This window comes from Streptosporangium sp. NPDC005286 (assembly GCF_040607515.1).
Taxonomy (GTDB): Bacteria; Actinomycetota; Actinomycetes; order Streptosporangiales; family Streptosporangiaceae; genus Streptosporangium.
On the sequence record NZ_JBEXGU010000056.1, the window covers coordinates 40,208 to 51,328 of the forward strand.

The window sequence follows — 11,121 nt, forward strand, 5'->3', positions numbered from 1 at the left end:
AACGTCAGGGAGGCGAGGGGGCATGATGCGCGAGCCGCAGAGGATCGGGGCGGAGGGACTGCCCGAGCGGGTCACGATCTACGAGGTCGGGCCGCGCGACGGGCTGCAGAACGAGGCGGCGGTGGTCCCCGTCCGGGTCAAGGCCGAGTTCATCGCCCGGCTGGCCGCCGCGGGACACCGGGTGATCGAGGCCACCAGCTTCGTGCACCCCAAGTGGGTGCCCCAGCTCGCCGACGCCTCGGAGTTGCTGACGGTCATGGAGCGGGTCCCCGGTGTGCGCTACCCGGTGCTCGTGCCCAACGAGCGCGGCCTGGACCGCGCGCTCGAACACGGCGTCCAGGAGATCGCGATCTTCGCGAGCGCCACCGAGACGTTCGCGGGCCGGAACCTCAACCGGACGCTGGAGTCGCAGTTCGACATGTTCGAGCCGGTGGTCGCACGGGCGCTGGCGCACGGCCTGAAGGTCAGGGCGTACGTGTCGATGTGCTTCGGTGACCCTTGGGAGGGCCCGACGCCGATCGCCCAGGTCGTCTCCGTCGGGCGCAGGCTGCTCGACCTGGGCTGCTTCGAGCTGTCGCTCGGCGACACCATCGGCGTCGGCACCGCCGGCCACGTCGCCGCGCTGATCGAGGCCTTCGGTGACCCCTCCCGGCTCGCGGTCCACTTCCACGACACCTACGGCCAGGCCCTGGCCAACACGCTCACCGCGCTGCGGGAGGGCGTGAGGGTGGTCGACGCCTCCACCGGAGGCATCGGCGGTTGCCCGTACGCCGAGAGCGCCACCGGCAACCTCGCCACCGAGGACCTGGTCTGGATGCTGCACGGTCTCGGCGTCGAGACCGGCCTTGATCTTCCGTCGCTGGTGGAGACCAGCACCTGGCTGGCCGGCAGGCTCGGCCGCCCCAGCCCGTCGCGGGTCGTCCAGGCCCTGGCCGGGAGCCCGTCCCGCACCCCCGTGGAGAAGGAGTGACCATGCCCAAGCTGACCGGCGAGTACGAGGAGCTACGCAAGACCGTCGAGGCGTTCGCCCGCGACGTGGTGGCCCCGGTGATCGGCGACCTCTACGAGCGCGAGGAGTTCCCCTACGACATCGTGCGGCAGATGGGCGCGATGGGCCTGTTCGGGCTGCCGATCTCCGAGGAGTACGGTGGCATGGGCGGCGACTACTTCGCGCTCTGCCTGGCCCTGGAGGAACTGGCCAGGGTCGACTCCAGCGTGTCGATCACCGTCGAGGCCGCGGTGTCGCTGGGCGCCATGCCGATCTACCGGTTCGGCACGGCCGAGCAGCGCGCCGAGTGGCTGCCCCGGCTGACGTCGGGCGAGATGCTGGGCGCCTTCGGTCTCACCGAGCCGGGCGGCGGCTCCGACGTGCCGGGCGGCATGCGCACCACGGCGGTGCTGGACGGCGACGAGTGGGTGATCAACGGCACGAAGGCGTTCATCACCAACTCCGGCACCGACATCACCGGCGTCATCGGTGTGGCCGCGATCACCGGCGAGCGGGCCGACGGCAAGAAGGAGATCTCCACGATCCTGGTGCCGGCGGGCACCCCGGGCCTCACCGTGGCCAAGAAGTACTCCAAGGTGGGCTGGAACTGCTCCGACACCCGCGGGCTCTCCTTCGACGACTGCAGGGTCCCGGCGCGGAACCTGCTCGGCGAGCGCGGGCGCGGCTACGCGCAGTTCCTGCAGACCCTCGACGAGGGCCGCATCGCCATCGCCGCGCTCTCCACCGGGCTGGCCCAGGGCTGCGTGGACGAGTCGCTGCGCTACGTCCGCGAGCGCCGGGCGTTCGGCCACCCCATCGGCCACTACCAGGCCATCCAGTTCAAGATCGCCGATATGGAGGTGCGCACCCACACCGCCCGCCTGGCCTACTACCACGCCGCGGAGAAGATGCTCGCGGGGGAGCCGTTCAAGAAGGAGGCGGCCATCGCCAAGCTCGTCGCCGGCGACGCCGCCATGGACAACGCCCGCGACGCCACCCAGATCTTCGGCGGCTACGGGTTCATGAACGAATACCCGGTCGGCCGCTTCTACCGCGACGCCAAGATCCTGGAGATCGGCGAGGGCACCAGCGAGGTCCAGCGCATGCTGATCGCCCGCGAGCTGGGACTCGGCGACCTCTGAGTGCTGGAAGGCGGCGGGCCCGGTCGCGGGTGAGGAGGCCGGGCCCGCTTCGACAAAGCCGGACGGGTTGATGATCGCCCAGGACTGAGGCGACTCAGTCCACACGGGTGAAGGTGATGTCGAGCTCCGCCACCACGCGCTCGCCCACCTCGGCCCAGCAGCGGAAGTCATGGTCAGCGCCCTCGCGGGTACGGCGGTGCGCGCTGAACCTCATCGTTTGCCCCGCGTAGGCGAGGCTATGCGCTACCAGGCGTACGCCCTTCGTCACGCAGCGAGCCGATGGCGCACCCTCCAGCCGGCGCAGCAGTGTGGTGGCCACTCGCGTCATGCCACCGGCGACAACGGCCACCGGCATCGCCGGGTGCAGGGCAAAGTGGCCCTTGCACATGTCCGCTGTCACCGGGCCCAGTGTGGCACTGAGGCATTCGCCGTCCGGGTGCCAGTCACGCAGCGCCAGGGGCTTGCCGTACGGGTTCTGCCGCAGCTCGGCCCACTCCTCGGGCGCGCGCCGGACTCCGTCGTCGAGGCGCGGCTCGCGACGCATGTCCACACGCGCCTTGGCGAACAGACGTGCGAAGGTGGCGGCCGGCAGCACGTCGTAGTCCACATCCAAGCGCATCAGTGGAGTGCCGTCGGGCGAGGACAGCAGCGTGTGTGCTTTGGCGGTGCGCTCGCCGGTGTGCTCCGCCTGCGCCGAGCCCCGGAGCAACTCCGAGGCGCGCGCCTGCGGCTCCGGGTTCAGCCACTGTCCGCGGGCGCCCGTTGCCAGGTAGAAGTGCTGGCCCTCCCGAGGCGCCGCCACGGCCGCGGCGCATGAGCCAAGAATCGCCAGGTGGCGGCCCGCTTCGGCGATGCCGATGCAGCCGGCCTCCATGTCTGGGTCCTGTTGCACGGGCACCCTGGCCGCCACCTCGCCCTGCCGCATCACCGTGACGTCCTTGAGGGCGAAGTAGGGATCTCTCACGCAGATGCGTGAGTAGAGCTCGGATGCCGTCAGTACCGTATGCGGCTCCAGCACGGACAGGCCCCGGGCAGGCCCAGGGGCCACAGAAAAGGCGGCAGGAACGGCGGGCGTATCGGATATGGAAGCCGACCTCGTTTCGGAATGCCGCGTCGAAGAGCCTTGATCGGTAACTTCCGTATTTCCTGACAACGGAAACCTCCTCTTTGTTATTAAATTCGGAAAAATATGCAACTCTACACGATTTCCGGCCGACGTCGTTTCTGAATCGACGCGGAACTGAAGTGACCCTTCGTGGATTCCGCGGTCGACCGGTTGCTCGACATCGTTGGACTCGGCTGCGCGGAGCGATATGAGATGTCTCCGACCTGGTGAAACACCAGGAAGGTCGAGAGTGCGCGCCCAACGGATCGTCGTGGAGCGTTATGAGGTGAGAGCGATTTCCGAACTCCGGTCAGGCCCTGGAACGGCCTGACCGGAGTGCGCTCGCCGACATGTTCTTCAAGCGGGGTTCGTTCCTGAAGAAGACGGACAGTTGCCGCCGGTGTTCCTTCATCGGGTGTAGTGGCCGGTTGTCCCTGCGGTCGTTTACCACGGATGGTTGTCGGGGCACTTGAGGAACAGGTTGGTGCCGGTCCGTGGTTCCAGGATCTTGCCGGTCCTGATGGTGATGATCGGCGGCCGAGGCCGGGAGCGCCGGGACGAGGAGCCCACCGGCCGGGGCGGCGGCGACCGCCACACCGATGATTCCGCGTGTTCTCATGACTTTCTCCTTCACTCACTTCCTTGCCCGAGGGCGGGGAAAGTCGTGCCGGAACAGCGTGAGCGGGCGAGACCGCAGATTTCCGCGCCGTCGTATCCGGTCACCTGATTTCTCCCTCAGGAGATCTCCCGGAGAAGTCTTCTCACACGATCTTGGATACGACTTGAACTTTACTTGGACACCGGTCCGAACAGGTCGGTGCGTCGTCGACCGCCCGGCGGGAGCGGTGCGGGATACCGGAGGATGAGCGGGCGAAGGCGAGGGTGGCGTCCGCGGGCCTGCCTGCCTCCGCGAGGAGGGCGGGTGCTCACGGCTTCTCCGTGGTGTCGGGCAGTCCTTCCAGCTCGCGTACCCGCTCGATCATCTCGGTGATGGCGTTCAGGCTCTTGGGGGAGAGACCGGCCGCGCGCAGCGCGAGCTGCCGGACGTGCGTGTCCCGGATGGCGGTCAGCAGCGCGAGTTCGGCGTCGATCCGCTCGGCTGCCGTTTCGTCGAAGAAGTAGGCCGGAGGGACACCGAAGAATCCCGCCAGGGCTTCGAGATGCCGTTTGGTCGGGTTGTCGCGGATGCCTTTTCGCAGCTGCCAGATGTAGGTAGCCGATATGGTCGGGCCGCCGGCCGTGCGAAGCGCCTCGGCGACCTCCTCGAAGCTGTACTCGCCGCCGTCACGCGGGTGGACCGTGTGGAAGAGATGGTCCAGCTTCGCCGCGAGGGTCCGCCGTGTGTCCGGCGAGCCGGCTGGCGAGGTGTCTGGCATGTGTCCTTCCCGCGCGGACCGGCCTGGGCAGGCCCGGGTCGCAGGTCGAAGGATACCAGGGCGTCAACTGGGGTGGGTGGCAGTGTGTATATGGACCAACGACAGTTTGTTGTTCTTGTGGATCGGTTGCTGCGAGGTCCGCCGGGCGGAACATTAGATGAAATATCCTGATGTTTTCCCGGGGGTGTCGTCACCTGTCGTCATCCGTCAGCGGCCGGCCGTGATGCAGCGTCTCCGCGTAGGAGAACACGTACCCCCTGCCCACCTCGACGGGGGCCAGGCCGGCCAGGTCGGCGTCCGGCACGTCGAGGAGGCGCAGGTCGGCCGATCCCGCCCAGATGTCGGAGAACTCGATGTCGGTGACCTCCGAGACGACGAGCCGGTTCAGCGGCGCCTCCGACGGCACCCAGGAGGGGAACAGCCGGGTGTGCACCAGCGGGACCGTGTGCAGAAGCGGCGGCCGGTCGATCCGGCCGTCCAGCGTGACGGTCGCCTCGGCGGTACGCCGTCCGTCTACGGACAGGACCCCGCCGAACCGTCCCCCACCGGCCAGCCGGGGACCCGCGCGGCCGACCGCCACCGGCCGGATCTGGTGGACGGTGCCGAACTGCTTGGGCATGCCCTGGATCCAGCCGCGCATCAGCGGGACCGGGCTGTCCACCCAGGCGTACGGGCATCGCGCGAGATGCCGCCCCCGATACCGGCAGGAGATCAGGATCAGGAACTCGGCGAACCGGCATCGCGCCGGGTCGGCCAGTTCGGCCCCGGACTCCGAGCACCACTGCCACTCGGCGAAGATCGCGGCGGCCTCGCCGGGGTCGGGCCCCGGCTCCAGCTCGGGCGGCAGGAACCGTGCGGCCGCGGCCGGGTCCACGCGGTAGTCGACCATGATGACGTCGCCGGAGAAGTGCCAGGGCGGCGGGGTGACCATCGCCGAGCCCCCGGAGGGGGAGAGCGGCAGGGTGTAGCCGTGCGGGCCCGCCATCGGAGTGGAGGGGATGGTCGTCTCGATCGATCGCATGCGTCAGGTCCGATCCGTGTGCGCCGGTAACGCGTTCCAGGCCGCGGCCAGCCGCCGGGCGGCGAAGGCCAGCCGCGAGGGGGAGTTGAAGCTGTAGGCCAGCCGGATGGCCGGCCGCGTCGTGCCGCCGAAGCGGGAGCCCGCGGCCACCTCGACCCCGGCACCGCTCGCCGCGCCGAGCAGGTCGGGCTCGCGCTGCCGGTGGCGGGCGCGGAGCCAGACGAAGAAACCGCCGTCCGGCCGGTCGAGCTCGAAACCGTCGTCCAGGTTGGCCAGCAGGGTGTCGACGAGCGTGTCACGCCTCTCCCGCAACCTGGCTCGCAGCCAGTCCAGGTGACGGTCGTAGTCGCCGGCGCGCACCAGGGCGGCCACCGCGAGCGCGGCGGTGTGGTTCAGGCAGCCGCCGCTGCGGAACAGCCCGTGACCGGCGAGCCGGTCGACGGTCTCGGTTCCGGCGAGCAGCCAGCCCAGGCGCAGCCCCGGGGCGAGCGTCTTGGAGAAGGTGCGCAGCCGGATCACCCCGTGGTAGCTCGCGAGCCCCGCCATGGAGGGGGGAGCGGGGGCCTCGCCGAGATGCAGTTCGGCGTAGGCGTCGTCCTCCACGACCGGGGTCCCGTGGCGGGACGCGACGGACAGCAACTCACGTCGCCGCGCGACGGGGACGACCCGGCCGGTGGGGTTGTGGAAGGTGGGGTTCAGGTAGACGAACGCGGCCCGTTCCTCGGCCAGGGCCTCGCGCAACGCGTCCGGATCCATGCCCCCGGAGTCCGAGCGCACCTCGCGCAGCCGCATCCCGCAGTCGGTGAGGATCAGGCGTCCCAGGTCGTAGCAGGTCTCCTCGACGAGGACCACATCCCCCGGATCCGCCAGGGTGGTGGCGAGCAGCTGGAGAGCCTGCGAGATGCCTGCGGTGACCAGCACGTTTCCGGGCCCGCAGGCGATGCCGTCCGCCTGGGCGGTCCGTTCCGCCAGCGCGGCGCGGAGGTCGAGCGCGCCCCGGTCGTCGCCGTAGCCGAGCGCGGCCGAGCCGTACTCCTCCAGTGCCCGCGCGTAGGCGGCTCCCAGCAGGTCGACCGGGAGCAGGCCGGGTTCGAGGTAGCCCGGCCCCAGGTCGAACACGCCGGGAGGGGGGAGCGACTGCACGACCCCCGCCCGCCAGGAGCGCGCGTGCGACAGGGGTCCCGCGGTCTCCGCCGGAACCGTCGCGGCCTCGCCCGCGTCGGTTCTCATCGTGAGAGCAGTACGGAGCGCAGCGCCCGGGTCGCCTCCCTGAGGGGAGCGGCGGACCTGGCCAGCGCGATCCTGAGGGTACTGTTCCCCTCGGGCGGGTTCGCCCAGTGGAACTTCTGGCAGGGCAGCACGTACACGTTGTGGTCCCGCAGGCTGGACCACACGTCCAGGGCCGACCGCGCGCCGACGTTCACCCGTTCCACGCTGGCCCTGCTGTGCGGGTCGGGGAAGTGGATCCCCGGCACCCCGGCCAGCCCTTCCCGCACCAGGGCGCGGTTCTCCGCCACGAAGCGGTGCAGGTCGGCGAGGCCGCCGTCCGCGGCGTCCTCGGAGAACCGCTGGACCAGCGCGAGCACCATCGGGGACACGCCCAGCAGGATGTCGGAGTAGATCTTGGCCACCGGCAGGCCGAGGTTGGCCGCCGTCACCAGCCAGCCGACCTTGAGGTCGAGCGTCGGCCACAGCTTGCCGGTGTCCTCGATGACGACCCAGCGGCACCCGCTGTCCCCCAGCACCCGGTAGTGGTCGTAGTGGCCGGCGGGGTCGAACCCGCGGAACGAGGTGTCCAGCGCCAGGACCAGGTCGCGCTCCGCGCACTGCCCGGCGAGCCTGCGCAGGCCCTCCTCGGACAGCACCCGGCCGGTCGGGTTGTTCGGTGTGGTGACGAAGACGCAGCCCACCGAGCCCAGGATGTCGTCGAGGTCGTCCTCCCCCAGCCGTTCCTCGGCCACCGGCACCAGGTCCAGCCCGACACCGCGGAGGATGTCCGGGATGTTGTCGAAGGTGGGGTGGATCAGCGCGACCGAGCTCATCGCGCCGGCCAGGGAGCGGGCGAGGATCTCCATGGCCACGGAGGAGGAGTAGCAGGCCAGCACACGGCCGTCGTCGCCCGGGTAGCTGTGCTGGCCGAGTAGCCCGAAGTACGCGCGGTGGGCTTCCCGCTCCACCTCCTCGACCGGGAGTTCGGCGGCCTTGAGGAACAGGTTCGGCAGGTCGTCGATGATCCGGGCCTGTCCCGCGGTGAGCCCTTGGCGGGCGTGCGCGTCGGCGATGTTCAGCGGGCTGTTCAGGGCCAGATACTCGAACTGGGTGAGATTGCCGACGTCCAGCTCTGAACTGGCGGGCACCGTTCGGGTTTCCTGCATTCCGTTCACCTCGCATGGGTGGTTCGGGAGTGTGGGGCAGCCGGGGACATCTGTTTTCCGGCATTCGAAAAATCCCTGTCGAATCCGGGGGTAACCGTTCGTGGACCGCCGGTCGACCGGTGCCGCGGAATGCGGTTATCGATCACACGAAACGACAGGGGTGTTGAGGGAAAAATAATGCATGAAAAGAATGTTCGCAAGCGCCTGGTTGTTCAATACGCGAGCTGCATATTTTCCCGAGGATTCAATGTCGTTGCCCGTCTGCGACGCCCCCGTCATGCTGTCACCAGCGGCTGTACTGTCGGCATGACGGTTCAATATGGAACGCCTACTTTGCGGATGAGAATGTCCGGCATGCCGTGGCGGGTCGTGGATCGAGAATGAGAGGTGCTCTTAAATGTCGACCGTGACGGCCATTCCAGAACCATCCGCGGAAAAAAACGGGGCGGCGATGTCGCCGGTGCGCCGGGGACCCCTCGCGGCTGTCTCCGGCGGAGCGGTCGCCGTGTTCCTGCTGCTTTCCGGAGGGCAGGGGTACTACGTCGACGAACTCTACTTCCGGGTGGCCGCGGGGCATCTCGACTGGGGATACGTGGACCAGCCGCCCCTGATCCCGCTGCTGGCCCGGGCGCAGATGGCGCTGTTCGGCGACAACCTGGTCGCGATCCGCGTCGTGCCGGCGCTGCTGGCCGGAGTCGCCGTGCTGGTCGCCGGGCTCATCGCCCGCGAACTCGGCGGGGGCGGCCGGGCGCAGCTGCTCGCGGCGTGCGCGACGGCCGGCTCGCTGGCGTCGTTCGCCGCCGGGCACGTGCTCCACCCCACCGCCGTGGACCACCTCGTCTGGGTGACCGCGTGCTGGCTGGTGATCCGTGTCATCCGTACCGGCGAGGAGAGGCTCTGGCCGGTCGCCGGCGCGGTGGTCGGGATCGGACTGCTCGCGAAGTACCTCGTGGTGCTGCTGGTGATCTGCCTCGCGGCGGGGCTGCTGGTCACGGGGCCCAGACGGGTGCTGCGCAGCGGGTATCTGCCGACCGGCGCCGGGGTCGCCGCGCTGGTCGCCGCGCCCGGCCTGGTCTGGCAGGCGCTGAACGGCTGGCCCCAGTTCGCGATGGCCGGGAGCCTGTCCGAGCCGTTCGGGGTCGGAAGCGTGATCAACTTCTTCGTGGGACAGATACTGATGATCGGCCCGTTCCTGACCCCGGTGTGGGTTGTGGGACTGCTGGCCCTGCTACGCCGGCCCGAGTGGCGCGCCTACCGCTCGCTCGCCGTGGCCTACCTGGTCATGGTGGTGGTCCTGCTCCTGGCCGGTGGCGCCCCCCGGTACACCGAGGGTCTGCTGACCGTGCTGCTGGTGGCGGGATGCGTCCGCGCCGCCGGTTGGGCGGCGACGATCCCGCGCCGGATCTGGGTCGGGCTGGCGGTGGCCGGGAACGCGCTGCTGGCGATGGTGATGGTGATGCCGGTCCTCCCCGCCGCCGTGTACGCCCGCGATCCCGTGCTGGCGGCGCTGGGCGAGGAGCAGTTCGGCCAGACGGGCTGGCAGGGGCTGGCGGGACAGGTGGCCGCGGTCTACCGGTCGCTGCCGGAGGCCGACCGGGCACGGGCTGTCGTCTACGGCCACAACTACGGCGAGGCGGGTGCCGTCGCGCTGTACGGCCCCGGTTACGGACTGCCGCGGGAGTACAGCGGCAACAATTCCTATGCTGATTTCGGTCGTCCGGCGGACGATAAAACGGTTGTCATAGCCGTCGGTGTGGACCGTGCCTCGTTCTCCAGACTGTTCGGGCGGTGCGAGCTCGGTGGCACGCTCGATTTCGAGTTTCCCCATTTCGAGCAGGGTAAGGAGATCCTGGTGTGCCGTGACCCCCGTGAACCGTGGTCGCGGATATGGCCTGAACTGCGCTGGCTGGGTACATTCTGAGACCACGACCCAATTTCCGGCCTGCTAGGCTCGGCCGGGATAGGACATGGAGAACTCACGGGGGTGGGTCAGTCGATGAAGACATTGGTCCGCGGGCTCGAAGAGTCCGCGGACGTCGCCGTTCTGGAATTCTGACCGTGGTTCTCCGGGGGCGGAAAGCATCCCTCGGGTGGTGCGGCGGGTCCACTCTCGTTCTTTTTCGAGAATCACGATGACCCGTTCAGGGGCGAGTTTCAGGCGGCTGCGCCGCAGGTGTGACGAGATACTGAGCGAGCTCCCGCTGCCCATGCCGTTCGACGCCGGGAAGCTGTGCGACACGGTGGCGCGAAGGCGCAGCCGCACCATCCGGCTGGAGCCCATGAGGAGCCGGCGCGGCGTGATGGGGCTGTGGGTGGCCGTCGACGGTGCCGATCTGATCTTCTACGAGCAGGTGACCACGCCACCGCACCAGGAACACATCATTCTCCACGAGCTGAGCCATCTGCTGTGCGGGCACGATGTGACCGACCTGTCGGCCGCCGAGCAGGTACGGCTGCTCATGCCCAATCTGGACTCCGGGATGGTGCACAGGGTTCTGAGCCGCGGCTCCTACCCGGGCGTCGAGGAACGGGAGGCGGAGCTGCTCGCCTCGCTCATCATGCAGCGATCCAGACGAATGTTCCCCCTGAGCGGCGACGTCTCCGCTGGAATCGGGCAGAAGCTGGTCGTCGCCGGCCTGGTCGCGGCCCTGGCGTACCACGTCAACAAGGCACTGCTGCCGGCCGTGGCCGCCTTAGGGGACGACCACGCCCGGCCGCTCGGTCACGTGCTGGACGCCGTGCTCGCCCTGGTCGCGTTCGTATGCGTCCCGCTGGGCGCCACCATGCCGGCGTGGGGGGCGCTCTTGCGGGTGCCCGCCCTGCTGGAGTGGTTCCATCGCTACCGCGTCTACACGGTGCTGCGCCCGCTCTGGGGAGATCTGTACCGGGCCAACCCGCAGATCGCCCTGCTGCGGCCGCCGCACCGGCTGGCCGGCCTGCTGCCACCGCGCGACCTCGGCCTGCGCCTGTACCGGCGGGTCATCGAGATCCGGGACGGCCGGATGATCGTACGGCATCACCTGGACCCCGCCGTCGCGGCCGCGGCGGGGGGGGGGGGGCCGCGCCCCGGGGGGGGCCCCCCCGCGCCCCGGGGCCCCGGCGGGCGGGGGGCGC

The 11,121-nt window shown here is 69.6% G+C and carries 9 protein-coding genes; 4 read left to right on the top strand and 5 right to left on the bottom strand.

The window, feature by feature from the left end; all coding sequences use genetic code 11:
• Positions 1-22 precede the first annotated feature (22 nt).
• A complete protein-coding gene (locus ABZU75_RS21480) occupies positions 23-970 on the top strand; it encodes a hydroxymethylglutaryl-CoA lyase (RefSeq protein ID WP_355556822.1) in 948 nt (315 codons plus the stop codon).
• On the top strand, positions 967-2,130 hold the full coding sequence (locus ABZU75_RS21485) for an acyl-CoA dehydrogenase family protein (protein WP_350916796.1): 1,164 nt from the start codon (positions 967-969) through the stop codon (positions 2,128-2,130). Before ABZU75_RS21480 ends, ABZU75_RS21485 begins: the two co-directional genes overlap by 4 nt.
• Before the next feature lie 94 nt (positions 2,131-2,224).
• Here ABZU75_RS21485 and ABZU75_RS21490 read toward each other — a convergent pair whose 3' ends face one another.
• The 5 genes from ABZU75_RS21490 to mppP form a co-directional block, all read right to left on the bottom strand.
• On the bottom strand, positions 2,225-3,148 hold the full coding sequence (locus tag ABZU75_RS21490; protein WP_355556825.1) for a hypothetical protein: 924 nt from the start codon (positions 3,146-3,148) through the stop codon (positions 2,225-2,227).
• A gap of 1,013 nt (positions 3,149-4,161) precedes the next feature.
• Entirely contained in the window at positions 4,162-4,611 is a 450-nt protein-coding gene (locus ABZU75_RS21495) for a helix-turn-helix domain-containing protein (protein WP_355556828.1), read from the bottom strand.
• Positions 4,612-4,801: 190 nt separating this feature from the next.
• Positions 4,802-5,632 carry an enduracididine biosynthesis enzyme MppR gene (gene mppR / locus ABZU75_RS21500; protein WP_355556831.1) on the bottom strand — a complete coding sequence of 277 codons (831 nt, stop codon included), beginning with the start codon at positions 5,630-5,632 and terminating at the stop codon, positions 4,802-4,804.
• Between the two features lie 3 nt (positions 5,633-5,635).
• Positions 5,636-6,862: an aminotransferase class I/II-fold pyridoxal phosphate-dependent enzyme gene (locus ABZU75_RS21505; RefSeq protein WP_355556834.1), complete on the bottom strand. Its 1,227-nt coding sequence runs from the start codon at positions 6,860-6,862 to the stop codon at positions 5,636-5,638.
• Complete coding sequence (mppP, locus tag ABZU75_RS21510) at positions 6,859-8,007, bottom strand: enduracididine biosynthesis enzyme MppP (RefSeq protein WP_355556837.1); 1,149 nt, start codon at positions 8,005-8,007, stop codon at positions 6,859-6,861. The genes ABZU75_RS21505 and mppP overlap by 4 nt, the downstream gene beginning before the upstream one ends.
• Positions 8,008-8,404: 397 nt before the next feature.
• On the opposite strand from mppP, the gene ABZU75_RS21515 reads away from it, so the two are divergent.
• Positions 8,405-9,928, top strand: a complete 1,524-nt coding sequence (locus tag ABZU75_RS21515) for a glycosyltransferase family 39 protein (RefSeq protein WP_355556840.1) — start codon at positions 8,405-8,407, stop codon at positions 9,926-9,928.
• A gap of 211 nt (positions 9,929-10,139) precedes the next feature.
• Positions 10,140-11,121: MAB_1171c family putative transporter (locus ABZU75_RS21520; RefSeq protein WP_355556842.1), on the top strand; the 982-nt coding region annotated here is incomplete at its 3' end.

Excerpts from the sequence above, each read along its gene's own strand:
- ABZU75_RS21505 (WP_355556834.1), bottom strand. The coding sequence starts at position 6,862 with ATGAGAACCGACGCGGGCGAGGCCGCGACGGTTCCGGCGGAGACCGCG.
- ABZU75_RS21495 (WP_355556828.1), bottom strand. The coding sequence starts at position 4,611 with ATGCCAGACACCTCGCCAGCCGGCTCGCCGGACACACGGCGGACCCTC.
- mppP (WP_355556837.1), bottom strand. The coding sequence starts at position 8,007 with ATGCAGGAAACCCGAACGGTGCCCGCCAGTTCAGAGCTGGACGTCGGC.
- ABZU75_RS21480 (WP_355556822.1), top strand. The coding sequence starts at position 23 with ATGATGCGCGAGCCGCAGAGGATCGGGGCGGAGGGACTGCCCGAGCGG.
- mppR (WP_355556831.1), bottom strand. The coding sequence starts at position 5,632 with ATGCGATCGATCGAGACGACCATCCCCTCCACTCCGATGGCGGGCCCG.
- ABZU75_RS21515 (WP_355556840.1), top strand. The coding sequence starts at position 8,405 with ATGTCGACCGTGACGGCCATTCCAGAACCATCCGCGGAAAAAAACGGG.